At 66.0% G+C, this 24,366-nt stretch carries 23 protein-coding genes and 1 tRNA gene; 12 read left to right on the plus strand and 12 right to left on the minus strand.

Annotated features, from left to right (window positions below; all coding sequences use genetic code 11):
• Positions 1–31: 31 nt before the first annotated feature.
• Complete coding sequence (locus AC1U89_RS09825) at positions 32–481, minus strand: NUDIX domain-containing protein (RefSeq protein WP_479899523.1); 450 nt, start codon at positions 479–481, stop codon at positions 32–34.
• A gap of 4 nt (positions 482–485) precedes the next feature.
• The gene (locus tag AC1U89_RS09830) at positions 486–1,553 is read right to left on the minus strand and encodes a phospholipase C/P1 nuclease family protein (RefSeq protein WP_479899524.1); all 1,068 of its coding nucleotides are present in this window, start codon (positions 1,551–1,553) and stop codon (positions 486–488) included.
• 362 nt (positions 1,554–1,915) lie between these two features.
• Here AC1U89_RS09830 and AC1U89_RS09835 point away from each other — a divergent pair, with 362 nt between their 5' ends.
• Complete coding sequence (locus AC1U89_RS09835; protein ID WP_479899525.1) at positions 1,916–2,410, plus strand: 3D domain-containing protein; 495 nt, start codon at positions 1,916–1,918, stop codon at positions 2,408–2,410.
• A 23-nt stretch (positions 2,411–2,433) separates the two neighbouring features.
• Here the strand turns inward: AC1U89_RS09835 and AC1U89_RS09840 are convergent, their stop codons facing one another.
• Positions 2,434–2,670, minus strand: a complete 237-nt coding sequence (locus AC1U89_RS09840) for a hypothetical protein (RefSeq protein WP_337687573.1) — start codon at positions 2,668–2,670, stop codon at positions 2,434–2,436.
• A gap of 915 nt (positions 2,671–3,585) precedes the next feature.
• Between AC1U89_RS09840 and AC1U89_RS09845 the strand changes: the two genes are divergently transcribed.
• Positions 3,586–6,897: a DEAD/DEAH box helicase gene (locus tag AC1U89_RS09845; protein WP_479899526.1), complete on the plus strand. Its 3,312-nt coding sequence runs from the start codon at positions 3,586–3,588 to the stop codon at positions 6,895–6,897.
• A gap of 242 nt (positions 6,898–7,139) precedes the next feature.
• Here AC1U89_RS09845 and AC1U89_RS09850 read toward each other — a convergent pair whose 3' ends face one another.
• The 6 genes from AC1U89_RS09850 to cobA all read right to left on the minus strand — a co-directional run bounded on the left by AC1U89_RS09850 (position 7,140) and on the right by cobA (position 12,325).
• The gene (locus AC1U89_RS09850) at positions 7,140–8,024 is read right to left on the minus strand and encodes an AraC family transcriptional regulator (protein WP_479899527.1); all 885 of its coding nucleotides are present in this window, start codon (positions 8,022–8,024) and stop codon (positions 7,140–7,142) included.
• A gap of 157 nt (positions 8,025–8,181) precedes the next feature.
• A complete protein-coding gene (locus tag AC1U89_RS09855; protein ID WP_479899528.1) occupies positions 8,182–8,949 on the minus strand; it encodes a phosphoadenylyl-sulfate reductase in 768 nt (255 codons plus the stop codon).
• Positions 8,949–9,467: a DUF934 domain-containing protein gene (locus AC1U89_RS09860; protein WP_479899529.1), complete on the minus strand. Its 519-nt coding sequence runs from the start codon at positions 9,465–9,467 to the stop codon at positions 8,949–8,951. The genes AC1U89_RS09855 and AC1U89_RS09860 overlap by 1 nt, the downstream gene beginning before the upstream one ends.
• The gene (locus AC1U89_RS09865; protein WP_479899530.1) at positions 9,451–11,109 is read right to left on the minus strand and encodes a nitrite/sulfite reductase; all 1,659 of its coding nucleotides are present in this window, start codon (positions 11,107–11,109) and stop codon (positions 9,451–9,453) included. The genes AC1U89_RS09860 and AC1U89_RS09865 overlap by 17 nt, the downstream gene beginning before the upstream one ends.
• A gap of 5 nt (positions 11,110–11,114) precedes the next feature.
• Positions 11,115–11,480, minus strand: coding sequence for a DUF2849 domain-containing protein (locus AC1U89_RS09870; RefSeq protein ID WP_479899531.1), 366 nt, complete (start codon positions 11,478–11,480; stop codon positions 11,115–11,117).
• Positions 11,477–12,325 carry a uroporphyrinogen-III C-methyltransferase gene (cobA, locus tag AC1U89_RS09875; protein WP_479899532.1) on the minus strand — a complete coding sequence of 283 codons (849 nt, stop codon included), beginning with the start codon at positions 12,323–12,325 and terminating at the stop codon, positions 11,477–11,479. Before cobA ends, AC1U89_RS09870 begins: the two co-directional genes overlap by 4 nt.
• A gap of 221 nt (positions 12,326–12,546) precedes the next feature.
• Here cobA and gcvA point away from each other — a divergent pair, with 221 nt between their 5' ends.
• Both gcvA and AC1U89_RS09885 read left to right on the plus strand, forming a co-directional pair.
• A complete protein-coding gene (gene gcvA / locus AC1U89_RS09880; protein WP_479899533.1) occupies positions 12,547–13,503 on the plus strand; it encodes a transcriptional regulator GcvA in 957 nt (318 codons plus the stop codon).
• A gap of 49 nt (positions 13,504–13,552) precedes the next feature.
• The gene (locus AC1U89_RS09885) at positions 13,553–13,882 is read left to right on the plus strand and encodes a chorismate mutase (RefSeq protein ID WP_479899534.1); all 330 of its coding nucleotides are present in this window, start codon (positions 13,553–13,555) and stop codon (positions 13,880–13,882) included.
• Between the two features lie 107 nt (positions 13,883–13,989).
• On the opposite strand, the gene AC1U89_RS09890 is transcribed toward AC1U89_RS09885, so the two are convergent.
• Positions 13,990–14,817: a TIGR00266 family protein gene (locus AC1U89_RS09890; RefSeq protein WP_479899535.1), complete on the minus strand. Its 828-nt coding sequence runs from the start codon at positions 14,815–14,817 to the stop codon at positions 13,990–13,992.
• 125 nt (positions 14,818–14,942) lie between these two features.
• Here AC1U89_RS09890 and AC1U89_RS09895 point away from each other — a divergent pair, with 125 nt between their 5' ends.
• The gene (locus AC1U89_RS09895) at positions 14,943–16,373 is read left to right on the plus strand and encodes a serine hydrolase domain-containing protein (RefSeq protein ID WP_479899536.1); all 1,431 of its coding nucleotides are present in this window, start codon (positions 14,943–14,945) and stop codon (positions 16,371–16,373) included.
• 3 nt (positions 16,374–16,376) lie between these two features.
• On the opposite strand, the gene AC1U89_RS09900 is transcribed toward AC1U89_RS09895, so the two are convergent.
• Complete coding sequence (locus tag AC1U89_RS09900; RefSeq protein WP_479899537.1) at positions 16,377–16,715, minus strand: Hpt domain-containing protein; 339 nt, start codon at positions 16,713–16,715, stop codon at positions 16,377–16,379.
• Positions 16,716–16,796: 81 nt separating this feature from the next.
• Here AC1U89_RS09900 and AC1U89_RS09905 point away from each other — a divergent pair.
• A tRNA-Lys gene (locus AC1U89_RS09905) sits at positions 16,797–16,872 on the plus strand.
• 257 nt (positions 16,873–17,129) lie between these two features.
• On the opposite strand, the gene AC1U89_RS09910 is transcribed toward AC1U89_RS09905, so the two are convergent.
• Positions 17,130–17,366: a helix-turn-helix domain-containing protein gene (locus tag AC1U89_RS09910; RefSeq protein WP_479899538.1), complete on the minus strand. Its 237-nt coding sequence runs from the start codon at positions 17,364–17,366 to the stop codon at positions 17,130–17,132.
• A 60-nt stretch (positions 17,367–17,426) separates the two neighbouring features.
• On the opposite strand from AC1U89_RS09910, the gene AC1U89_RS09915 reads away from it, so the two are divergent.
• From AC1U89_RS09915 to AC1U89_RS09940, 6 genes are all read left to right on the plus strand, one after another.
• Positions 17,427–17,960 carry a hypothetical protein gene (locus AC1U89_RS09915; protein WP_479899539.1) on the plus strand — a complete coding sequence of 178 codons (534 nt, stop codon included), beginning with the start codon at positions 17,427–17,429 and terminating at the stop codon, positions 17,958–17,960.
• A 248-nt stretch (positions 17,961–18,208) separates the two neighbouring features.
• A complete protein-coding gene (locus tag AC1U89_RS09920) occupies positions 18,209–19,405 on the plus strand; it encodes an AAA family ATPase (RefSeq protein WP_479899540.1) in 1,197 nt (398 codons plus the stop codon).
• The gene (locus tag AC1U89_RS09925; protein ID WP_479899541.1) at positions 19,398–20,039 is read left to right on the plus strand and encodes an HNH endonuclease; all 642 of its coding nucleotides are present in this window, start codon (positions 19,398–19,400) and stop codon (positions 20,037–20,039) included. Before AC1U89_RS09920 ends, AC1U89_RS09925 begins: the two co-directional genes overlap by 8 nt.
• A 170-nt stretch (positions 20,040–20,209) precedes the next feature.
• Entirely contained in the window at positions 20,210–21,226 is a 1,017-nt protein-coding gene (locus tag AC1U89_RS09930) for a phospholipase D-like domain-containing protein (protein ID WP_479899542.1), read from the plus strand.
• Between the two features lie 82 nt (positions 21,227–21,308).
• Positions 21,309–23,711: a DNA cytosine methyltransferase gene (locus AC1U89_RS09935; protein ID WP_479899543.1), complete on the plus strand. Its 2,403-nt coding sequence runs from the start codon at positions 21,309–21,311 to the stop codon at positions 23,709–23,711.
• Positions 23,712–23,753: 42 nt separating this feature from the next.
• Positions 23,754–24,257, plus strand: a complete 504-nt coding sequence (locus AC1U89_RS09940) for a very short patch repair endonuclease (RefSeq protein ID WP_479899544.1) — start codon at positions 23,754–23,756, stop codon at positions 24,255–24,257.
• The last annotated feature ends 109 nt before the right edge of the window (positions 24,258–24,366 follow it).

Below are 24,366 nucleotides of genomic sequence, written 5' to 3' on the forward strand. Positions count from 1 at the left end.
CCCTCCCCCGAGATGCGTCGACCAGCCTAGCCTAAGCGCCCCGCCTCAGCCAGGCCGCCACGGCCCAGGCGTGGGCGTCGTGGCGCAGGGCCACCACGGCGTCGCGCGGGTCCAGCCACACCAGCGTGTGGTCGTCCTCGACCTTCAGCTCGGGCCTCTCGCCGACCACCGTCACGACGTAGACGCCGCCGTTGTTGCACACCGGCTGGCCGTCGGACTTCAGGAACGGCTGGCTGACCTCGATCACCCGCCGCCCCACCTCGACGACCAGGCCGGTCTCCTCGCCGAACTCGCGGACGACGGCGGCGGTTTCGTCCTCGCCGCCGTCCACCGCCCCGCCCGGCAGGTCGAAATAGGGATCGCGCCCCGGCTTGCGCACCTGCACCAGGGCGATCGTCCCGTTCGCGCCCTCGGCGATGCCGAAGGCCGCCCAGCGGTGCTTGTACTCCAGGCCCCGCTCGGGCGCGTCGAAGGCCAGCAAGGGATCAGTCCTTGCCGTACAGGTCGTTCCACGGATCGGCCTTGCCGGCGATCACGTCGTCGACGGTGATCTCCGGACGGTAGCCGATCTTGCCCGTGGCGCTGGCCTTCCAGGCGTCGACCACCATGTCGCGCAGCTGGGTCGCGCCGGCCGCCAGGCGGGCGTCGACGAAGGCCTTGGCCCGCGGGTCGGTGGCGGCCAGCCCGCCCTCCTTCTCCAGCTTGTAGAGCGGCTCCACATAGGTGACCGTCTCGCTGAGATAGCCGACGGTGCGCTGCTCGATCGTGCAGCCGCAATCCTTGTAGGCCGGCACCAGCTTCTTGACGTCGGCGTCGACGGCCACGGCCTTGACCAGCGGGCCCTCGAAGCTGCCGTGGGTGGCCTTGCTCTGGGTGTAGCCGTTGGGGTTGGGATAGTCGCCCCAGCCGTTGTAGTGCACCGACAGGTGCAGCGGCTGGCTGGCGTCGCCGACATAGTGGGCCCAGACGCCCAGGTCGCGGACCAGCAGCTCCTCGCGCCGCTTCAGGTCGGCGACGTAGTAGGCCTTGCGGACCTTGTCCTTCTCGCTCACCGACACCGACTTCAGGATACGCCAGTAGGTGAAGTCCTTCACCAGCTGCTGGTAGCCGTCGATGATCGAGTACGGCAGGTAGCCGGCGTTCCAGCTGTCGTGGCCGACCAGGGCCAGGCTCTTCTCGTAGTCGGCGCGGGTGGGCGGCAGGGTCTCCACCGAGAACTTCGGCCCGCCGTACATCTTCCCCTCGTCGTCGATGTCGAGGAAGTGGGCGGCGTCGCGGTCGGTGTCGTGGACCTTGCCCGAGCCCTTCCAGCGGTCCGGCTCGCGGGCGTATTCGCCGATCGCGGCCACCGCCTCCGGGGTGCGCAGGAAGGCCGGCAGGTCGCTGGGGAAGCTCTCGGCGGCGACGACGCCGACCATGCGGTGGCCCCAGGCGCCCCAGGCCAGGGCCGAGCTCGCGGGGGCGGCCAGGGCGACGACCAGCGCGGCGCTGGTCAGCAGGCGGCCGAGGGGACGGCCAAGGGGGCGGCCAAGGGGGCGGGCAGACGACTTCATGAGCGCTCCAACGAACTGAGGCCGCGCCGGCTCCGGCGATCGCCGCGACTCGGCCGGTCCCCGGGACCTGCTCGAGACGTGTGCGCCGCCACAAAAGCCGTGGGCGACTCCGGTTTATGCCACCCGGACGACGACCGCCAGAGCGCGCCGCGCGAGCGACCGAGCGTCAGCACGCAAACCCTTGCCCACCAAGCGATAGCGGGCGCCGTGGAACCAAAACCCGCCTCGAACGATGGCGCCGGACGCCGCCGTTAAGGATGCAGCGCGGCATCGGGTCGCCCGCAAGTGGGTTGTCACGCCCCCGTGATCTTAGTAATCAGGCCGCCGACCGAGACCTATACGCCGATAAGAGGAACCCCTCGATGCGACGCACGTTTGCGGGATTTCTGGCCGCCGCGGCCATGTCCATCGCCCTCCCCGCCCTGGCCGCCGACGCCGCGCCCATGCGCAGCGACCCGCTGGGCGACCTGATCACGGGCGCCCTGACGGGCACCCTGCCGGGCTCGGTCGAGTACAAGATGAAGGCCACCCTGTACCACGCCGGCGCCAAGGGCATCCGCGCCCTGGACAGCCTGGGCTGCAAGGTCGTGGCCATGCGCACCCTGGCCGTCGACACCAACGTGATCCCGCGCCGCACCGTGGTGTTCATCAAGGAAACCGTCGGCCTGCCGATGCCCAACGGCGAAACCCACGACGGCTACTGGTACGCCTCCGACGTCGGCGGCGCGATCAAGGGCAACAAGCTGGACCTGTTCAGCGGCAAGGGCGCGGCCTCGATGAAGCCGCTGATGCCCCTGAACCTCTCGACCCTCTCGGTGACCAAGGTCGGCGAGTTCAAGGGCTGCCCGCCGGAATAGGCGGCGACGGGGCGGTGAGCGCCTCACCCCATATCCCCCTCTATCCCCGCCTCGGCCTCGCACGGCGAGGGCTCGACCTGTCGCGTCCCGTCCGTCAGCGCCGTCCTGGCGAGGGTGATCCCCAGGCGCCGACGGATCTCACGACGGACATAGTCGACGCGCGCCGGCGTGCGGCCCGCATCGTCCCCCTGGCCTTCGACCCGTCCCTCCGCCGCCAGGCGGGCGGCGCGATGGGCGGCGCGGACTTTGGACCTCGGCATGGTTCGTCTCCTTTCGACATGACGCGGCCGCCTCACGCGGCGAGCCGCTGAAGTTCGGGGAGGGCTGCGGAGCGCCGGGCCAGGCCCGGAAGCTTTGAATGAATTACCGTTTCGACCAGGACCGACGCTCCGCGCGATCGTTATCCGGGAGCGTCCGGCGGTCGGCCCTGTTCGGACCTCGCCGATCTTAGCCCCCGACGGGCGGGCCGGGCTCGCGTCGCCCGGTCCCGGAACGCATGGGTCACCCCATGCCTGCCGCCCCCGCCGGCCCCTTCGTCAACGCCGTATCCGTGTTCCGGGCTCGGCCAGCACCAGATGACGAGGGTCGCGGCCCCTCACGAGACCGCCGCCGACGAGCACGCCCGCTCGACCGCCCCCCAAGGCCGCGAAGGTCGCAGGCCTTAGCGCCCTCCCCATCGCCTCGAGGTGGTCTGATTATGCGGCGGCGTGAGAGGGGGAGGATAAGTGATTTCGAAGCGTTGTTTTCGTTCAGGAAACACGCCGGGAGAGAGGGGCATAAGTTTTTGAATCCCTCTCTCTTTGAGAGAGGGAGGGGCCCGCCGCGAAGCGGTGGGAGGGTGAGTGGTTACAATCTCTCAGGACAAGGCGCCGAGGAAGACGGCGCGATCTCCCCTCGACCGACCGGCCAGCGCCAGAAGGCGACATTCGGATTCAGCCAGCAAGCGGACGCTCCTAGGCCTCCGCGACCTTCACCGTTGGGACCTTCCTAGAGCTCGGTCACATCTCGTCGGCACCAGCGTTCTATTGAAGGTTGAGAATGGCATGCTCTTGCAGGTCTAAGCGACGGAATCTCTGGGAAAATGCAGCGCCCATGGCAAAGCTTTGGCATGGCAATTTGCCTGAGCTTGGCTATCATGGGTTTCAAACTCTCATACTGCACGCGAGGGGCGGCAGATGACGCAGATCGACCTGTTCAAAGAGGAGGATCCGGCGCTCCTGGTGAAGCTGCCTATGCTTCAGTACGGCCCCATCAAGACCGACGCCGGCCAGGTGCGCGCCATCCTGAGGAGCGCGGAAGACGTCGCGGCGAAGCCCATCGGCGACATGCAGACCTCACCGCGCATCAAGGAGCCGGCGTACGAACTTCCGAACGGCGAGTCCGTCGTCATCACGACGCGCAAGGCGACTGCGCGACCGGCGAGCATTGACGGAGTACTTGTCAAGGATGCCGCCGGCGACCTGACCTGGCTCCATCACCGCGAGATCGACGCGCTCGAAGCGGATGCCTCGAAGCGGGGTTGGCCGGCGGTCGTGGAAGACCGCGCAGGTCAATGGGAGAACAAGCTGTCGTTCCGCCGGGAGTGGCCGAACGAAGACGGCACGGTCGACGAGGACAAGCGCGGGCTCCGCCCTCCGCAGCTCGGCGCGCTTCACGCCATCGGCTCCCACTGGAGTCTCCAGACCCAGACCGGCACGGTCGTCATGCCGACCGGCACGGGCAAGACCGAGACCATGCTGGCGACGCTCGCGGCCTATGTGCGCAAGCCCATGCTGGTCGCGGTACCGTCCGACGCGTTGCGCTCGCAAACCGCCAGGAAGTTCCTCACGTTCGGCCTGCTTCGCTGGTTAAAGGTTCTCTATCCCGACGTGCCGAACCCCATCGTGGGCGTAGTCACCAAGGTGCCGAAGACCGTGGGGGCGCTGGAGATCTTCGAGCGGTGCAACGTCATCATCGGCACGATGAGTTCGTTGGCCGATGCAGACGCTGAACCGCTGTGGCCGGAAATTGTGAAGCGTGTCGGCGTACTCGTCATTGATGAAGCGCACCATGTGGGTGCGCGTCGCTGGACCGGATTTCGGGAGGCGTTTGCCGGTAAGCCGGTACTGCAGTTCACGGCGACGCCGTTCCGGCGCGACGGCAACGTCGTGGATGGCCAAGTCATTTACAGCTACCCGCTGCGGATGGCGCAGGCGGATGGGTACTTCAAATCCATCACCTTCGAGCCGGTCTACGAGGCGGTGCCAAGCGACGCCGACCGGGCGATTGCGGAAGCCGCAGTGGCGCGCCTACGCGGCGACCTGAAAGCGGGTCTGAACCACCTCATGATGGCCCGGTGCGTGAGCATCGACCGGGCGAAGGTCGTTCACGACCTCTACAGGGGCCTTGCCAAAGACCTGAACCCCATCCTCGTCCACTCCGACATGACGGACGCGGCGGCGCGGATTGAAGACCTGCAGCAGGGCCGCAGCCGCATCGTCGTTTGCGTCAACATGCTGGGCGAAGGCTTCGACCTGCCCGAGCTGAAGGTCGCGGCCATCCATGACCTGCATAAGAGCCTGGCCATTCTGCTGCAGTTCACCGGCCGCTTCACGCGGACGGCCGCGAAGAACATCGGCGACGCGACGGTCATTGCGAACATCGCTGAACCTAACGTCTCGGCAGCGCTTGAGCGCCTCTACAGCGAGGACGCCGACTGGAACGAGCTGCTGAGCGAGATGAGTTCGGAAGCGKCGAACGATCACGCCCGCCTCACCAAGTTCCTGAACGAGGCGAAGCGCCTGGATGATAGCGGGCGGGACGATGAGGACACGGCGGTCTCGCAGAAGCTGCTCCGGCCGACGCTGAGCACGCTCTTCTTCGAAGCGGACTCGTTCACACCGCGGAAGTTTCACGAGGGGCTGCCTTCGGCGTTCGTGCCCTACCGGGTGTGGCTGCACGAACCGTCTCGTACGCTCTACTTCGTGACGCGCTCAGAGCCGACGGTGAAGTGGAGCCGTTCGAAGGCCGTGCGGGACAAGAAGTGGAACCTCTTCATCCTGCACCACGACCCGAAGCGGAAGCTGCTCTATCTCTCCTCGACCGACCATGACTCGACCTTCGCCGACTTGGCGAAAGCCGTGAGCACGGGCGCGAAGCTCATGTCCGGTGACGTGATGTTCCGGAGCATGGGCCGCATCAACCGCCTCATTTTCCAAAACTTCGGCGCGAAGAAGCACGGTCGCCGGAACCTCTCCTATGTCTCCTACACCGGGGCCGAGGTCACGACCGCGCTCAGCGCGATCGAGAAGAGCGGCTCGGTGAAGGCCATGCTGAGCGGGATGGGTTGGGAAGGTGGTCAGCAAGTCACCATCGGCTGCTCGGGCAAGGGCCGCGTGTGGTCTCGGGAGCAAGGCTCGGTGCCGCGCTTCAACGAGTGGTGCGAGGGTGTCGGCGACAAGCTCATCGACCCTGCCATCGACACATCGAAGCTCATCGACCACGTGCTGTTGCCGACCGTGGTCGACAAGCTGCCGGGCGCGGAGTTGCTCAGCGTGGAGTGGCCGGTCGAGATGCTCCGCCAGGCCGAGGAGCGAATCGAGTTTTCCGACGGCAAGCGCGATGGGGCGCAGACGACGTTCGATCTGGTCGTGACCGGCATCGACCGCGCGGCCAACACCATCGACTTCGAGTTGGTCGAGGCGCTCACCGGCAATTGGGGGACGTTCCGCTACGCGCTAGGGGCGACCTATACGGTCACGCAGGTCGCCGGCCCGATGGTCACGCTCACCATCGGCAAGCTGTCGAGCGAGCTGGCCGCCTACTTCTCGGAGTACCCGCCCCTCTTCCGCTTTGTGGATTTGTCGGAGCTGGACGCGAACCTGCACATTGTTCCGCAGAACCCCTACGAGCTGAAGCTCGATGACGCGCTCTTCGAGACGTGGAGCTGGAAGGGCGTGAATCTTGAGAAGGAGTCGATGTGGAAGGGCGATGAGCGTCGTGACGACTCAATCCAATGGCACGTCGCGAAGGAGTACGTCGCGGCCGATTACGACGTCGTGTTCGATGATGACGCCGCCGGTGAAGCGGCCGACCTCGTCTGCATCAAGGCGGTTGACGACCACATCAAACTCGCATTGGTTCACTGCAAGTTTGCGGGCGGCGCGACGCCGGGCGAACGCGTGAAGGATGTCGTCGAAGTGTCCTCGCAGGCCGTGCGCTCCGCGCGATGGCTCGGCAAGTTCTCGCAGCTTGTGCATCACCTGAAGGTGCGCAACGAGGCGCTGAAGGTGGGTACGCGGACGACGCGTTTCCTCAAAGGCGGGCCAAGCGACCTCAACCGCCTCTTGAAGATGGCCCGCTTCAATCCGGTGCGCGCCGACATCGTCATCGTGCAGCCGGGACTGACGAAGGCCGGGCGGACGGACGCACAGTCGGCCGTCCTTGCGGCGGCGGTCATCTATCTGAAGGAGACCGTTGGCATCGATCTCAGCATAGTTTGCAGCTAGCGCCTAAAGGGTCAGCCTGAGTGCCTCTTGCAGGGCAGCTGCGGCTGCGTCCGCTCGACTTCGCTAGGGGGTCACGCAGAGTGTCTTAGTGCGGACCTTCCGAAGGTCTTCGATGAGTCAGAGACCTTCGATCGACGCCACGGAGACGGCGTAACCCCTCACCCTCCCACCGCCTGACGGCGGCGGGCCCCTCCCCTCTCTCTATGAGAGAGGGTTTCCCAGGCCCCCGCCGCCCCTGCCCCCTACTTCAGCGGCAGGAACAGCTCGACCACCACCTCGTGCACCGACGCGTTCGGGGGGAACGAGAAGTGGCGCTGGCAGTAGATCGGGAAGTCGCGCGCCTCCTCGCCGCTGGCGGGCAGCCAGTCGCGGTAGAGATAGAGGGCGGCCGGCTCCAGGTTGTGGGTGTCGTGGACGACGCGCAGCACCGCGCAGCGTCCGCCGGGGATCTCGCCCGCCTTCATCACCGGGTCGTCTTCGGCGATGGGCCGGTCGGTGCCGATGCACAGGTCCATGCTGTAGTCGGCGGGGTTCTCGGGAATCCGTTCCGACCGGAAGATGTTGTAGGTCGAGCTGGTCTCGGGCGACAGGCCGGCGGCTTTGCGCCAGGCGATGAACCGCTCGATGGTGTCGCCGAGCGTCGCCCGGTCGCCGCGATGTTCCAGCACCGCCACCGGGGTCGGGGGCGTTTCGCGGATCATCACGTCGTCCGGGGTGTAGGTGATGGGCATGAGCTTGCTCCTGGCGTTGTCCAATGGCCCGAAGGCCGCAAGCCACGGCGCCCAGTCGGGCGATTTTCGGAACGACGAAGGCGATTGGCCGAACCTCCGCCGGAAGGCGCGGGCGAAGGCGTCGGGGGCGTCGTACCCGGCCTCCATCGCGATTTCCGTGACGCTCTGGGCGCCCTTGGAGGCCAGCCGGTGCGACGCCCGCTTCAGGCGGGCCAGCTGGACATAGCTGTGCACGGACAACCCGAAGGTCGCCATGAACTGCCGGTGGAAGTGGAACTTGGAGAAGGCCGCGACGCGGCTCATCGTGTCCAGGTCCAGGTCACCGTCCAGATGCTGGTCCACATGGTCCAGCACCCGCTGCATCCGGGCTTCGTAGTTTCGAACCGCCGCCTTCATCGTCACCCTTTTCCGTGGTGGCGTCAGATAGCCGCGCGCCGCCGGATCGTGCTCGACCGATCTTGCGGTTTAGCCGGAATGGAGCGGACTTTCCTCCGTGGCGTGCGGGCGCCCATCCCGCGTGGACAAAGGTCGATGGACGCGGAGGGCTGGCGCCCTAGATCCCCTCGCCCACGGTGGGCGCGGCGCCCGGGGCCCGGGCGACGTGGATGCCGCACTCGGTCTTGTCCTGGCMCGCCCAGCGGCCGGCGCGGACGTCGGCGTTGGGGTCGTCGACCGGCTTGGTGCACGGCCAGCAGCCGACCGAGGGGAAGCCCTGGCTGACCAGCGGGTGGGTCGGCAGGTCGTGCTCGGCGACATAGGCCTCCAGCTCGGCCTTGCCCCAGTTGGCCAGGGGATTGAACTTGATCTGGCCTTCGGCCTGTTCGACCACGGCCAGGCGCAGGCGGTCGCCGCCGTGGAAGCGCTTGCGGCCGGTGGTCCAGGCGGCGAACTCGCCCAGGGCGCGGTCCAGCGGCAGCACCTTGCGGATGTGGCAGCAGGCGTCGGTATCGGTGCGCCAGAGGTCCGACTTGGGGTCGGTGACGGCCAGGTCGGCGAAGGCCGGGCGCAGGTCGCGCACGTCGGTCAGGCCCAGCTTGGCGGCCAGTTGCTTGCGGTAGTCCAGGGTCTGGCCGAACAGCATGCCGGTGTCGAGGAACAGCACGGGGATGTCCTTGGACACCTGGCTGGCCAGGTGCAGCAGCACCGCCGATTCCGCGCCGAACGAGCTGACCAGGGCCAGCTTGTCACCGAAGGTCTCGTAGGCCTTGCGCAGGATGGTCAGCGGGTGGGCGTCGCGCAGTTCGGCGTCCAGCCGCGCGGCCAGGGTCGGCTGCGCCGCGACAGCCGGCTTCACCTCGATCGCGGACTGGTCGTAGGCCATCAGACAGCCCTTTCCTCGAACGCGACCCGACGATGGTCGGCGGCGCGCTGATAGACGTGGCGGAAGCGGTGCGCCGCCTTGGTCCAGGCCTCGGGCGTCGCGCCGTCGGCGGGTTCGAAGGCGTCAAAGCCGCAGCGGACCATGAAGCCGGCCTGCTCCTGCAGCACGTCGCCGACGGCCCGGATTTCGCCCGTGAAACCCAGGCGCTCGCGCAGCAGGCGGGCCGAGGTGTAGGCGCGGCCGTCGCGGTATTTCGGGAAGGCCAGGGCCACCACCGACAGGCGCGGCAGGTCGTAGGCCAGGGCCTCGACCTCCTGGTCCGGCTCGACCCGCACGCCGACGCGGCGGCTGTTGGACAGCAGGATCTCGCCTTCCGCCTGGAAGCGGGCCAGCGACAGGATCACGTCGCCCTCGGGCAGGACGTCGTCGTCGCCCACGTGGACGAAGCCGTCCTCGGCCCATTCGGCGGCGAAATCCTTGCCGCTGGGATCGCCGGTCAGCTTAATCAGCTTGGGCATAGACAGCCTCCTTGAACGGCTCGAGGCCGACGCGGCGATAGGTGTCGAGGAAGCGCTCCTCGCCGGTGCGGATGTGCAGATAGGCTTCGACCAGGGCGTCGATGGCCGGGGCCACCTTGTCGGCCGACAGGCCCGGGCCGAGGATCTTGCCGATGCTGGCGTCCTCGGCGCCCGAGCCGCCCAGCGACAGCTGGTAGAATTCCTCGCCCTTCTTGTCGACGCCCAGGATGCCGATGTGGGCCACGTGGTGGTGGCCGCAGGCGTTGATGCAGCCGCTGATCTTGATCTTCAGCTCGCCCACCTTCTCGGCCCGGTCGGGGTCGGCGAACTTCCGGGCGATGTCCTGGGCGATCGGGATGGCGCGGGCGTTGGCCAGGGCGCAGTAGTCCAGGCCCGGGCAGGCGATGATGTCGCTGGCCAGGTCGATGTTGGCGGTGGCCAGGCCCGCGGCCTCCAGCGCCGCGTACACGGCCGGCAGGTCGTCCAGCTTGACGTGCGGCAGGACCAGGTTCTGGGCGTGGGTGACGCGGATGTCGTCCAGGCTGTAGCGCTCGCCCAGGTCGGCCACGACGTCCAGCTGGTCGGCGGTGGCGTCGCCCGGGGTCTGGCCGATGGCCTTCAGCGACACCTCGACGATGGCGTAGCCCGGCACCTTGTGCGGCTTGACGTTGTTGCGGACGAAGCGCTGGAGGGCCGGGCTGGCGGCGCGCGCGGCCTCGAAGGCCTCCGACACGGCCGGCAGGGTCTCGAACCGGGGCTGGGCGAAGGCGGCGCGGATGCGGTCCAGCTCGGCGACCGGCAGGTCGGCGCGCTCGGCGCTGATCTTGCCCCACTCCTCTTCGACCTGGCGGGTGAATTCCTCGATGCCCAGGGCGGCGACCAGGATCTTGATCCGGGCCTTGTAGATGTTGTCGCGGCGGCCGTGGCGGTTGTAGACGCGCAGGATCGCCTCGATGTAGCTGAGCAGGTGCTCGGCCGGCAGGTACGAGCGGACCGTCTGGGCGATGTAGGGCGTGCGCCCCTGGCCGCCGCCGGCCAGCACCTCGAAGCCGACCTGGCCGTCACGCCCCTTGCGCAGGAACAGGCCGATGTCGTGGGTCTTGACCGCCGCGCGGTCGGTCAGGGCGCCGGTGACGGCGATCTTGAACTTGCGCGGCAGGAAGCTGAACTCGGGGTGCAGGGTCGACCACTGGCGCAGGACCTCGGACCACACGCGCGGGTCGTCGATCTCCTCGGCCGTGGCGCCGGCGTAGGGGTCGGCGGTGACGTTGCGGATGCAGTTGCCGCTGGTCTGGATGGCGTGCAGGTCGACCTCGGCCATGGCGTCGAGGATGTCGGGCACGTCCTTCAGCTTGATCCAGTGGAACTGCAGGTTCTGGCGGGTGGTGAAGTGGCCGTAGCCCTTGTCGTAGGTGCGGCCGATCCAGGCCAGGCGGCGGACCTGCCTGCTGTTCAGCGAGCCGTACGGGATGGCGATCCGCAGCATGTAGGCGTGCAGCTGCAGGTACAGACCGTTCATCAGCCGCAGCGGCTTGAACTGGTCCTCGGTCAGCTCGCCGGCCAGGCGGCGGGCCACCTGGTGGCGGAACTCGTTGGAGCGGTCCGTCAGGAACTCGCGGTCGATGGCGTCGTACAGGTACATGCGGCTTACTTCCTGCGGATCAGGTCGACGCGGCCGGTCGAGCGGGCCGCGCCGTCGGCGTGGCGCAGCGCCTCGACCACCTCGCCGCCGACGGCCTGCTTGCCGTGGGTGGGTTCGTTGGTGGGGCCCAGGGCCCGGATGCGTTCGCGGTAGCTGACCGGCGCCCAATGGCCGGCCGAGGGGGTCAGGTCGATCGAATAGACGTCGATCACCACGGTCGGCTGGGCCTTGCCCGTCGCCACGGCGGCCTCGACCTCGGCGTCCTGGGCCTCGTCGAACAGCTGGGCGTCGCCGAAGCCCTCGATCCAGGCGCCGCCTTTCCAGAACACGACTTCGCCGTCGATCAGGCGATTGGCGGTGATGGCTTTCATGAACGCAGGCTCGCGGACTGGAGAACTTGGAGATCGGCCAGGTCGGGCGAACCGACGTCAGCCATGGCCATGGCCTCGCCCACCATCAGCAACGCCGGGCCGTTCAGGCCCTCGGCGGCGACGGCCAGGCCGGCCAGGGTGGTCAGGATGCGGCGCTCGTCGGGGCGGCTGGCGTTCTCGACGATCAGGGCCGGGGTCGAACCCGCGCGGCCGGCGGCCGTCAGGCGCTCGGCGATCAGGCCGGCGGTCGAGACGCCCATGTAGACGACGACGGTCTGGTTCGGGCGCGCCAGGGCGGTCCAGTCGAGGTCCGGTTCACCGTGGGCCGCGTGGCCGGTGACGAAGGTCACGGCCTGGGCCGCGCCGCGATGGGTCAGGGGCGCGCCGGCCCCGGCCGAGGCCGCCAGGGCGGCGGTGACGCCGGGAACCACGGTGCAATCGACGCCGGCTTCGCGGCAGGCGGCCAGTTCCTCGCCGCCGCGGCCGAACAGGAACGGGTCGCCGCCCTTCAGCCGCACGACCTCCAGCCCTTCCAGGGCCAAGGCCACCAGCAGCTGGTTGATGTCGTCCTGCGGCAGGGTGTGGCGCGACTTGCGCTTGGCGACGTTGATCCGCCGCGCCGCCGCGGGCGCCAGGTCGAGAATCTCGTCGGAGACCAGGCCGTCGTGGACGACCACCTGGGCGGCCTGCAGGGCCTTCAAGGCCTTGATCGTCAGCAGGTCGGGATCGCCGGGCCCCGCGCCGACCAGGGTCACTCGGCCGGGGACGCGCACGCTCGTCCCGCCGCCGAGGGCGACGAGACCGGCTTTCGGCCGCGAGACGGATCGGACCGTGGGCCGAGCCATGCGATTCAGGTCCTCTATAAGCCAGACGCCACTGCCGACGCCCCGGACCGGCGACTTCGCCAAACCGGTTACGCCGAAAGCATTGCGGGGCGAACCCTAGGGTCCGCCCCGCCCGCGTTCACCGACGAAAAGGGCCATCTCCGTCAGCGAACGCTTGCAAATTGGGCGGCGACGGGCCAATTCGCAAACAAGGTCTTCTGCCGGGGCGTTCAGTAAAACTCATGGAAAGACAGTCAGAACGGCGCCGCCTCCCGCCCTTGAACGCCCTGCGTGCGTTCGAGGCGGCTGCGCGTCACCTGAACTTCAGCCGCGCCGCCGACGAGCTGTCGGTGACGCCCGGCGCCGTGAGCCAGCAGATCCAGAACCTCGAGGACTATGTCGGCGCGGCCCTGTTCAAGCGCACGCCCAAGGGCCTGCTGCTGACCGACGCCGCCCAGACCGCCCTGCCCGCCCTGCGCGAGGCCTTCGACCGCCTAGCCGAGGCCGCCAGCCTGCTGACCGCCGCCGTCGACGGCCGCCGCCTGACCCTGACCGCCGCCCCCTCGTTCGCCGCCAAGTGGCTGGTGCCGCGCCTCGGCAAGTTCGAGCAGGCCCAGCCCCAGGTCGACGTCTGGCTGTCGGCCGGCATGGAGGTCGTCGACTTCGCCGCCGGCGAGGTCGACCTGGCCATCCGCTACGGCTCGGGCCGCTATCCGGGCCTGGAGGTCATCCGCCTGCTGAACGAGACGGTCGTGCCTGTCGCGTCACCTGAACTCCTGGCCACCAACCCTTTGGAATCGCCCGAGGATCTGGCCCACCACATCCTGCTGCACGACGGCTCGCCCGACGCCGACGACAGCTGCCCGGAYTGGGCCATGTGGCTGGCCGCGCGGGGCATCAAGTCGGTGGACGGGGCGCGGGGCCCGCGCTTCAACCAGTCCAGCCTGGTGATCGAGGCGGCCGCCAACGGCCGGGGCATCGCCCTGGCCAAGCAGACCCTGGCCCAAGCTGATCTCGACGCCGGCCGCCTGGTCATCCCGTTCGAGGCCGCCACCGCCGTCGACTTCGCCTATTACGTCGTCCACCCCAAGGCCAAGGGCCGCCTGCCGCAGGTGAAGGCCTTCGTCTCGTGGCTGCAGGCCGAGGCGGCGGCCCACGAAGCCGCCCTTCTGACCATGGACAACGGCGCGGGCATCTAGCTCAAGGTTTCGGGTGGCCCCGGCCGCCGGAACCGGCTTAAAGGGGCGCATGATCAAGACGACTCTCACGGTCGACGAGCGCCTCGCCCCCGCCGACTGTTCGACCATGCTCGACGTTCGCAAGGGCGTGGACGCCCTGGACCGGGCTCTGGTCCAGCTCCTGACCGAGCGTCAGGGCTACATGGACGCCGCCGCCCGCATCAAGGCCGACCGCTCCAAGGTGTTCGACCGCGCGCGGATCGAGGACGTGGTGGAGAAGGTGAAGGCCGCCGCCCGCGAGTCGGGCCTGTCGGAAGCCATCGCCGAGCCCGTCTGGCGCACGCTGATCGACCGCTGCATCGCGTATGAGTACGACAGCTGGGATAAGACGAAGGGCTGACTGAGCGCCGGCCGGGGACATGCCCTTGCGGCGTGTCCCCAGCAGCATCCACGGAGCCAGGACTTGGGGACACGCCACAAGGGCATGTCCCCGTCAGAAGTCGTGGCTTAATTCCCGTCGATCAGGTTGCCGATCTGGCCCAGGATCGAGCCCTCGCCGCGGTTGCCGCCGCCGCCCTGGGCCGCCTGCAGCATCCGGCCGGCCAGGCGCGAGAACGGCAGGGACTGGATCCACACCTTCCCCGGACCGCGCAGGCGGGCGAAGAACAGGCCCTCGCCGCCGAACAGCACGCTGCGCACGCCGCCGGCCATGATCAGGTCGAAGTCGACGCCCGGCGTGTAGGCGGCCAGGCACCCCGTATCGACGTGCAGCTCCTCGCCGGCCTTCAGCTCGCGCTCGACCAGGGCGCCGCCCATCTGGACGAACACCCAGCCGTCGCCGTCCAGGCGCTGCATGATGAAGCCCTCGCCGCCGAACAGGCCGGTCATCACCCGCTTCTGGAAGTGGATGCCGATCGACACGCCGCGCGCCGCGGCCAGGAAGCTGTCCTTCTGGCAGATCAGCGAGCCGCCCAGCTGGCCCAGGTTCAGCGGCAGGATGTTGCCCGGCGTCGGCGCGGCGAAGGCCACCCGCGCCTTGCCCGAGCCGGTGTGGGTGAAGACGGTGGTGAACAGGCTCTCGCCGGTGACCAGGCGCTTGCCCGCCCCCAGCAGCTTGCCCATGAAGCCCCCGCCGTTGTCGCCCGAGCCGTCGCCGAACACCGTGGTCATCTGGACGCTGGCGTCCTTCCAGACGAAGGCCCCGGCCTCGGCCACGGCGCTCTCGCCCGGATCCAGCTCGATCTCCAGGAACTGCAGCTCCTGGCCCTTGATCTCGAAATCGATGTCGTCGGCGACGGCGGCGCTGCGATGATGCGACCAGGGACCGTTCGTCATGGTGTTTGAGGCTCCGTTGGATTCGGCGGCAGCTTAGGCAGGCGAACGGCGTGACGCCAATTACGCATCCTTAAATTGACCGCGCCGCGAAGCTTGGGTGCAATCCCGACACAAGGAGTTCCCGCATGCGTCACGTCGCCCTCCCGTTCGTCGCCCTCCTGCTGACCGCGACCGCTGCCCAGGCGGACGATGTCGAGACCCGGATCAAGGCGGTGACCGAAGGCCTGCGCCCGGCGGTGGCGGTGACCGGCCGACCGGTCCAGCGCTCGACCCTGGTCCACGACATGGCCGAACTGCACGTGCCCGGCGTGGCCATCGCCGTGATCAAGGGCGGGAAGATCGACTGGGCGCGGGGCTTCGGCGTCACCCACGAGGGCGGCGAGGCCGTGACGGACCGCACGCCCTTCCAGGCCGGCTCGGTCAGCAAGCCGATCGCCGCCATGGCCGCCCTGAAACTGGTCCAGGACGGCCGCCTGCCGCTCGACGCCGACGTCAACACGGTGCTGAAGAGCTGGAAGCTGCCCGCCAGCCCCTATACGGCCCAGACGCCGGTCACCCTGCGCGCCCTGCTCTCGCACACGGCGGGCACCACGGTGCACGGCTTCGCCGGTTATGCGGCCGGCCAGCCCGTTCCCACCGCGCCTCAGGTGCTGGACGGCGCGACGCCGGCCAACTCCAAGCCCGTCGTCGTCGACGCGCCCGTGGGCCAGGCCTATCGCTATTCCGGCGGCGGCTACACGATCGCCCAGCAGATGATGGTCGACGCCACGGGCGAGACCTTTCCGGCCCTCGTGCGCCGCACGGTGTTCAAGCCGGTCGGCATGGCCGACAGCAGCGAGGACCAGCCGCTGGACGCCCAGCGCCTGGCCMATGTCGCCTGGCCGCACAACGCCGTGGGCGCGCCCATAGCCGGTGGTCCGCACGTCTATCCCGAGATGGCCGCCGCGGGGCTGTGGACCACCGCCGACGACCTGGCCCGCTTCGTGATCGACCTGCGCGGCGCGGCGCGCGGCGAGACCGGTCACGCGCTTTCGCCGGCCACGGCCCGGCTGATGCTGACCCCGGTCAAGTCCGAGTACGGCCTGGGCGTGGGCGTGCATGGCGAGGGCGACAAGGCCTATTTCAGCCATGACGGCTCCAACGCCGGCTACAAGGCCACAATGGTGGGCTACCTGGCCTCCGGCGACGGCGTGGTGGTGCTGACCAACGGCGACCAGGGCTATGAGCTGGGCAATCGGATCGTTCGCGCCGTGGCCGCCGCCTACGGCTGGCCCGACCAGCGGCAGGTGGTCCGCACGGCCACGGCCCTGACCGCCGACCAGCGCGCGCCCTACGCCGGCACGTTCCTGATCCCCAGCGTCGGCGACTTCACGATCCACCCCGGGCCCGACGGCCTGATCGCCGAAATCTGGAAGGGCTCGACCGAACCGCTGGTCGCCGAGTCGGCGGGGAACTTCTTCCTGGTGTCGTCGAACCTGACCCTGACCTTCACCGATCCCGACCACGGGACCCTGGCGCTGGACGGGTTCAAGGGCGAGTTCACGCGGAAGCCGTAGCGCCTACCCCTTCAGCGACCGCAGCGCCCGTTCGTGGGCGTAGGCGGCGATGTCCATCAGGGCCACGTCCAGGGCGTCGCGCACCTGGTCCAGGCTGGCGGTCCCCGCCTCGGCCTCGGCGCAGACGTCGCCCAGCTGGAACGCCCCCACGCCGCGCGCCGCGCCCTTCACCGTATGGACCGCGTCGCGCCAGCCGGGATGGCCCGGATCGAGCATCGGCGTCCACAGCGCGGCCTGTTCGCGGAACAGCGCCAGCACCTCGTCAATGACCGCGGAATCGTCCATCGCGAACCCTTCCAGGTAAGCGAAATCGACGGCTCCGCTGATATCTCGTCTGGCCAAAAAATAGTCCCTTGCGTTCCAAGATTCTTTGAGTATGTTCCGCGCCTCGCCGCCGAGGCACTCCACTGCTTCGGGCCGAGCGGGCGCATAGCTCAGTTGGTAGAGCAGCTGACTCTTAATCAGCGGGTCGTAGGTTCGAATCCTACTGCGCCCACCATTTTCCAAGCATTTTCAGTAGCTTACATTTTTTGTAGCTTCTGGGAATGCTCGGTATGGATTTGCCATCCATAACTAGGCATTCCCAATGATTTCAGCATGTTCGCTTCGCGGTCTCCGTTTGGTGCTAATCCGTGGCGCTCGCTCCATGGCGCATGAATGGCACGCGAGCATTCCGCCTAGCTGCCTCCAAAGCTCCCTCAAAACGTAGTTTGCCAAGAAAGAAAGCTCGCCTTTGACGGACAGGTGCTCAGGCGATTAGGAGACCTGAAGCCCGCTCCCTAAAAGCGCGAGCGCATCGACACCCAACACCTTCGCAAACTTCTCGACCACGGCCAACGTTGGATTGCGCGTCCCACGCTCGATCTGTCCGACATAGGTATAGGCAAGCCCAACCTCGTCGGCCAGCGCCTCTAAGCTTTGCCCACGCGCCTGGCGTAGCCGACGAACGTTCGCCCCGAAAATTTGCGCCAAGCCCATGAGGCGCAAGCGCAACGAATCCTCAACCTTGAGCCAGTCACTATAGTGATCAATTGGCACTAATGGAGGACGGCAATGTCGAGTTCGGGTGAATCAGATTGGGTCAGCACTGCCGCCGGCGGCATCATCTTTCTCGCCCTGGTCGCCATGGCGGGAGTATTCGTGGTGGATCGCTTCCAGGCGATGTTCACGCCCAAACAATATGCCGCAACACAGGCCACACAGCATGCCGAGCGGGAGGCAGAGAGCGCTCGCGCGGCCGCGACGGAAAAGATGGTCGCCGATGAGAAGGCAAAGGCCGATGCAAAGGAGTGGCAGGCGAATATCTATTACGGAATCGCGTCGGCTTCTTACAGCACGATGAAGGCCTCGCTCCGCGATCCAGACAGCGCGATCTTCCGCGACGTCTGGGCCGTCAATGGGACGCTTGATGGCTCACCGGTGACCGCTGCATGCGGTGTTGTAAACGCCAAGAACGCCTACGGCGCCTATGTCGGCGAACAGCCCTTCATGGCCACCAGCATAGTATGGACGCCAGACAAGCCTGGGTTCGCGGAGGCCTATCGTTCCGTCTGTCTCGATGGTGAGAAGCTGATGGAAATGCATTGATTGCACTCGGTTTGCAGCACATCGCCAACGTTTGGGCTTCGGGATCGGCTGATGCGCCAGAAGTCGACATCTGGCACACGTCCAAGAACTGGACGTTCAGATTCCTGTGAGCATCCCGCGGGCTACGATGGAGGCGATGCGCGATTAATGGGAACAGTTATGCTCAAGCTCTAGCGTCGGCGGCTGGTTTACGTGATTGCAAGGACGCGCAGCTCACGTGTGGCCAAGATCGAACCTGAGAAACGAATATGCTGTTGAGAAGCCTCGGTTTCAACGAAGGCACAGCTGATGATGATGCGGTCGCCATCCTAGTGGGCCCCAATGGATCAGGCAAAAGCAATTACCTGCGAAAGATCGCGCTGAAATATGCGAACGGTCGTGACGTCTACATCGTCTGTAACGCTGCCCACGATCGGTTCGTGGGTCTTCGGCGCGCCAAGCGTATCTCAGCCGGGCGCAGCGATCAGTCCGCCAAGGCACTGATAAAGCACGCGATGTCAAAAGCGCTCGATATGGCGCGTTCGGACTTCTACCAGATCAGCGCTCTCATGGAGGGATGTGGCTTCGAGCCGCGCTTTGGGTTCGACCCGGTTCTCAACCTGAACAACTGGCCCCCACAAGACCGGCCGCCTCCAGAACTAGAGGAACTCGGCATTCGAACTGAGGAGCAGCTGCGCGACTTTGAGGAGGCCGTGAATTTTTTACAGGGCTCTCGCATTGGCGAGATCATTTGGATCGACGCATCAGCCTCAGCTTTCGAATTTTCACGAGGCCAGGACTTTGCTGCGGTGCTTCGCGCCGAAGGCGCTCTGCGCAAAGCCGGTCTGCTCAAAGAGGTCGGGGTCTATTTGCAGAAGGAAGGCGGTGCCGCTTTCGAGGTCAAGCAGGCCAGTTCAGGCGAGCTGTCGCTGATCTCCTCGTTCATCTTCCTGATCACGATCGTTGGACAGAACGCCATCGTTCTCATAGATGAACCGGAAAATAGCCTGCATCCGAGCTGGCAGCGCGAGTACGTCGCCAAGGTTTTCGCGGCGCTGACCTATCGCAACTTCTCGGTGATCATCGCCACCCATGCGCCGCTGATCGTCACCGGCGCCATCACCCGCTATCGTGACCTAGTATCGGTGTACGCGTTAGAGGATGGCGCTCCCAGACGGCTTGACCTATCCGATCGATCGTCGGGCTTCGGCATCGAAGAGGTGCTCTGGCGGGCCTTCGATATCGTAACCCCGGCCAACCACTTTGTGAGTGAGGAAATAGTCGAGGCGATCAATCAGTACGAACGTGGCGAGCGCTCCCGCGAAGATGTTCTTGCGTTCGTCAATTCGCTCTCCGAGCACAGTTTCGACGAGAAGCAAAAGGCCTTTTTCACCGCCGTTCGCGCGCTGATCGGCGAGGCCGGCACCGAGCCCGCTGCTCTGGGCGCTGAGGGCAACGATGACTGACGCATATAAGCCCGGGCTCTCGACTTGGACGCTCACAGTGGCGCAGCAAGCGGCGGTTAAGGCCGCGCTGGCGACGGCAAAGCCTTGGGAAGTGGACAACCCCGACATAGCCGCTGTCAAAGCGCAGATTCGCGTCTTCCATCTCGCTCGGCAGAGCGATACCTGCTGCTACTGCAAGGAAAGCTTGCACGGCCACAGCCCCTTCAAGATTGATCGCGAGCATGTGCTGCCAAAGGCCAAGTACACGGCCTTCACATATGAGATCTGGAACCTCTCGGTGTCGTGCAAGCGTTGTAACCTTGAGCTCAAGCGAGAGGGCGACACGTTTGTCGTCAACACCACGTCATCAGCGCCGTTTCAGACCAGCGCAAACTACAGGATCATTCACCCGAACTACGACCGCTGGACCAAGCATCTCGACCGGAAAATGAAACAATCCAATCAAGCGGTGATGATCAAATTCAGGATCAAGGCAGGAAGCGCGAAGGGTTGGTACACCTACAACTTCTTCCGGCTAAACGAGCTTGAGGCCGACACCTTCGATCGGGGCCAGGGCATCGTGCGTTTGGGTCTGGACGGCGTCGGCAAATTGGCAGAGCGCGTACGGGCGCTCGCCAGAATCTACGGCCAGTAGGGGCCAGATCTAATTGAGCAAGCACGCGCCATGAGCGGACATTAGCGCACCTCCAAAAACTCGTCTTCGCAAGAGGCCTCCGTTGGCCGCGGGACTATTCAGGTGCATAGCGCTGCTAGTCATAGTCAGGTCATTGCCGGCAAAATCCACATAAAGCATTGGGTGGACACATGAAACGAGTGTATTCCAATGGCGGAAAGTTCGATCGCGTCCATAGCCTCTTTGAGCGGCTGACTGCCCGAGCTTCGCGGCTGCATCTGGCCGCCCCCTACTTCACAGCCTCTAGTCCAATCGTCAACGCTGCTGCTGCCGGTAAGAAGATACAAATTCTTGTTGGCCTTAACAGCGCCACCCACCCAGATGCTATCGCCATCGCTCTTCAGACACCAAACGTGGAGGTGCGTTTTCTAACTCATCGCTTCCATGCAAAAATCTATCTTTTTGACGACTGTGCTATCTTGGGCTCAGCCAACCTCACTGACGGCGGGTTTGCCTCCAACCGCGAAGCCGTTATCTGTCTTGATCGGCCCGAGGACTTCCAGGCTGTAGAAGAGGTCCGCGCCCTGTTTCTGGAGCTTTGGGAGCAGGCCAGGGTTCTCACTCCGACAATACATGAGGCCTTCGCGCGGGCCTGGCACGGCAGCCGTCCGCTGAGTCCTGATCCGGACAAAATGATTGAAGCGGCGGTGGGCCGTGCTGAGCCGCGCAAAGCCGTCGAAGGGGTCATACGGTCTGATCGGGTGCGCCCGAACCGAACACCGTCCGGAGGAGCTTTGTCGTCTCCACAGGTCAAAAAATACGCTGCCGCCGCACTTGCCGACAGACTGGGCGTGGATCTGACCTCCAAGAAGGGCTCGTTGTTCGAAACCATCGACGGCGCGGTCAGGGCGATCGTGATGACCTCTCGTCGCTATCCTCGCGCTTACCAGACTTATTGGTATGGCTTGTACGAAAGTCAGCGGGACTACCTTGCGGGCGCACCCGACGCCTACTTGGTATTAGTTGGCCTCGACACCGGCCGCTCCTGGGCAATACCGGTTGGAACCCTTGAGCCCCTTCTCGAAAATATGAAAATGACTCACCGCTCCAACGGGCAGAGCTATTGGCATATCAACACCAAGCTGGTTGCAGATGCATGCGTCCTAGTTGCCGGCGACGGTCTCGACCTGACTCCGTTCGAGGTTTGATCGACACGCAGGGCATGAATTATTATGCAAGGACACGTTCAAGATTAAGGCTGGAGACGCATGCGTTCGCTATCGTAGCGAAATGTCGAAGCTGACGAATCATGATCCGCGCCCTCCTGCTCCCGGCTCCTTGATGGACCGGGTCAACAAAGCGATGATCGCGCGCAATCTTGACATCAAGTCTGCGGCGGCGGCCATCGGCGTCGGCTCGACGACCCTTCAGCTCCATCTCGCCGGCGAGCACGTGCGCAGCGATTCCGTGCGCAAGTACGAGAACTGGCTGGCCGAACGCGAGACCTCCAATATCTTCGTGCTGGCTCAACCTGCGCCCGAAGACCTGCCTGAGGATGCGGCCGAAGCCCCGCCGCCGCCGCCGGCCCGGCCGCGACTCGTGGTCGATGTGTTTTCCGGCTGTGGCGGCCTGAGCCTAGGTTTTGACGTGCTGGGCGACGGCGCCCATTTTCGGACGATCCTGGCGTTGGACATCCAGCCCAAGCCGATCTCGGTGCTCAATCGCAACGCTGAGATCCTCGGCCATGGCGACCATTCGGTTGGCCGGGTCATGGACCTCACCCAGTTCATGAATGAAACCGAGTTCCTGGCCTTCTATCTGCAGCATGTCGGCGGACCACTGGAAAACAGCGCGATCCACACKACGCTCAATGGAATCAGGAACGGCGGCTTTCCGGACTTTCTCAATGCGGTGGCCGGCGTTGATCGCCTATTCCTCGAAGAGCTGAGGACTATCCGGTCGACACAGGCCTGGCGTGACGACCTCGACACGCTCGACAATCGTGCGCTCGATCAGACCTCGGTGATCGGGTTTCACGAGAAACTGGGGCTCCCCCGCCCGTCCCGAAAGCTTGCCGGTCTGCCGCGGATGCTCTGGAGCGCCTCGTCGAGCGATCTGGGCGAAACGCGGCAGAAGAAATGGAAACCTGAGAGCGAGTGGCTGGACGAGGCGCGCCTTGAATGGGTCGATGAGGTTCGGGTCCTGGCGGACAAACAGAAGGCCGAAGGCCCTGGCCAGCTTGAGTCTGCGCCGCGTCGGGTCGGCGGTTTTGTCCGCTTCCTGAACACCCACAGCATGAACGATGTGCGCAAGGCCTGGATGACCTGGCGGGCGCAGCGGCTGCAGCTGCGCAGCGAGCTGTTCGCCGATGAAGCCTTCGGCGAGGCGGTGCGTGCGCTCTACACTGAAACCGCCCAGGTCTCGGTTCTGGTCGGCGGGCCGCCGTGCCAGGGTTTCAGTCGCATCGGCCGGGGCAAGATCCGCAGTCTGCGCGACGCGCGCGTTCACGTCCACGGCAATGCCGAGGCCGGCGACTCGCGCAATCTGCTTTTCCAACAGTATGTCATGGTGCTAAGCGCGCTGCGGCCGGACACCTTTGTTTTCGAGAACGTTCAGCACTTTGAATCGGTGGTGAAGGTCGATGACGGGGAATTCCAGGCCACTGACATTCTCTCCGAAGCGATCGCCAACGTTTCAGACGGCGAAGCCAACTATGAGGTCGCTTCGGATGTCCTCGACGCCTCGCGGTTCGGCATTCCGCAGACGCGCCTGCGCTACTTCATGGTCGGCGTGCTGGCCCGCCCGGGTGCAGCTTCTGCGGCCAAGGAGGCGACTAGCTGCCTGACGCTGCGCCGCGACCGCGAAGCCCCGATGTCTCTGGCCCTGGCGGGCTTGCCTGCGCCCGCCGTGGTCGGTGGCGAAATCAAGGGCGGCGATGCGATGTCGACCCTGGCGGAGGTCGACGATTCGGTTCTCGGCGAGCATCCGTTCGTCCAGTGGATCCGCCGGCCCCGTCCTGGATCACCGACGATACCGACTGTGGTCGACGCCCACGCCAGCCGCGCCGCACGGGCTGACGATGCGGCGTTCTTCTCGCTGATGGGTCCTGGCAAGCGCTGGATGGACTACCGCGCCGATGAAGCCCCCACCATCCGGGCCCTGAATCACCTGATCGATGCGCTGCTGGCGGTGTCCCCATCGGACTACAACGTTCTGGCTTCGACGCGTCGAAAGGGTCTGGTGCTCCCCGATCGTCAGGCGCTGAAGGCGTTGCGGGACCGCGTGGACGGCGCGCTGCCGTTGCGGCTGCTGCTGGAGCATACCGGGGAAAAGCTCGGCGACCCCCATCATCTGCTGGGCGGGAAATATATGGAAAAGCGCGAGGGCAACCACGGTGACTGGCTGACGCGCATGGACTCTTCGCGTCCGGCCAAGACCATGGTCAGCCATATGGGCAAGGACACCTACGCCTACGTCCACCCTTACGCGCCCCGGACGATTTCGGTGCGTGAAGCCGCCCGGATCCAGAGCTTTCCCGACTGGTTCTCTTTTGGCGGCGTAGCGCTGACCGACGCCTTCAGGATGGTGGGCAACGCCGTTCCGCCTATGCTGAGCCACGCGATCGCCGGCAGGGTCGCCCATGTGCTGGCCCGTCGGGAAGCGGCGCGCAATGCAGGACGGCTCAAAGCCTGATCCGGCGCGATGACGTTGCGCCGCGAGCGCACGGAGGAAGCCATGACTGAGCTGGAGGAAGTCTCGCGTCTGGCGCAACGCCTGGATCCCCTGACGCCCGAGCAGCGACGTCACAACATGTCGCAGATCCGGGCGCGCGACACCCAGCCTGAGATGTTGCTGCGCCGCCATCTGCACGCGGCCGGTCTTCGCTATCGGATCCACGACCGCCGGCTGGCTGGAACCCCGGACTTGGTGTTCGCCGGCCGCAAAGCGGTAATCTTCGTGCACGGCTGCTTCTGGCATGGCCACGGCTGTCCCAAGAGCGTGACACCTGCCACCAACACCGCCTTCTGGGTCGAAAAGATCACCCGAAACCGTCAGCGCGACGCGGCGGCTGACCGCATGCTCATCGCTGCAGGCTGGCGAGTTCTGACGGTGTGGGAATGCGCTCTGCGCGGTCGGACCCGTCGGGCCATGCCGGAGGTCACACAGACGGTAATCGCGTGGCTCGACGCCGGCGCGGTCGAAGGCCAATTGTCGGGCGACTGGCCCGCTGCGTCGTAAGAAGAGCGCCGTCACCCTTGATACGTGTCATGAGCAGCGCGCCCTCTCTCTAAGCTTGAGTTCAGGCGAAAACGTGCTGTAGCATTGCAGGCATCATACCCTCGCGTCG

The sequence above is a fragment of the Caulobacter sp. 05T431 genome (genome assembly GCF_056665975.1).

What these genes read in the sequence shown, in the direction of transcription:
- AC1U89_RS09830 (WP_479899524.1), bottom strand. Translation starts at nt 1,553, where the DNA reads ATGAAGTCGTCTGCCCGCCCCCTTGGCCGCCCCCTTGGCCGTCCCCTC.
- AC1U89_RS09835 (WP_479899525.1), top strand. Translation starts at nt 1,916, where the DNA reads ATGCGACGCACGTTTGCGGGATTTCTGGCCGCCGCGGCCATGTCCATC.
- AC1U89_RS09840 (WP_337687573.1), bottom strand. Translation starts at nt 2,670, where the DNA reads ATGCCGAGGTCCAAAGTCCGCGCCGCCCATCGCGCCGCCCGCCTGGCG.
- AC1U89_RS09850 (WP_479899527.1), bottom strand. Translation starts at nt 8,024, where the DNA reads ATGAAGGCGGCGGTTCGAAACTACGAAGCCCGGATGCAGCGGGTGCTG.
- AC1U89_RS09860 (WP_479899529.1), bottom strand. Translation starts at nt 9,467, where the DNA reads ATGCCCAAGCTGATTAAGCTGACCGGCGATCCCAGCGGCAAGGATTTC.
- AC1U89_RS09865 (WP_479899530.1), bottom strand. Translation starts at nt 11,109, where the DNA reads ATGTACCTGTACGACGCCATCGACCGCGAGTTCCTGACGGACCGCTCC.
- AC1U89_RS09870 (WP_479899531.1), bottom strand. Translation starts at nt 11,480, where the DNA reads ATGAAAGCCATCACCGCCAATCGCCTGATCGACGGCGAAGTCGTGTTC.
- cobA (WP_479899532.1), bottom strand. Translation starts at nt 12,325, where the DNA reads ATGGCTCGGCCCACGGTCCGATCCGTCTCGCGGCCGAAAGCCGGTCTC.
- AC1U89_RS09885 (WP_479899534.1), top strand. Translation starts at nt 13,553, where the DNA reads ATGATCAAGACGACTCTCACGGTCGACGAGCGCCTCGCCCCCGCCGAC.
- AC1U89_RS09890 (WP_479899535.1), bottom strand. Translation starts at nt 14,817, where the DNA reads ATGACGAACGGTCCCTGGTCGCATCATCGCAGCGCCGCCGTCGCCGAC.
- AC1U89_RS09915 (WP_479899539.1), top strand. Translation starts at nt 17,427, where the DNA reads ATGTCGAGTTCGGGTGAATCAGATTGGGTCAGCACTGCCGCCGGCGGC.
- AC1U89_RS09920 (WP_479899540.1), top strand. Translation starts at nt 18,209, where the DNA reads ATGCTGTTGAGAAGCCTCGGTTTCAACGAAGGCACAGCTGATGATGAT.
- AC1U89_RS09925 (WP_479899541.1), top strand. Translation starts at nt 19,398, where the DNA reads ATGACTGACGCATATAAGCCCGGGCTCTCGACTTGGACGCTCACAGTG.
- AC1U89_RS09930 (WP_479899542.1), top strand. Translation starts at nt 20,210, where the DNA reads ATGAAACGAGTGTATTCCAATGGCGGAAAGTTCGATCGCGTCCATAGC.
- AC1U89_RS09940 (WP_479899544.1), top strand. Translation starts at nt 23,754, where the DNA reads ATGACTGAGCTGGAGGAAGTCTCGCGTCTGGCGCAACGCCTGGATCCC.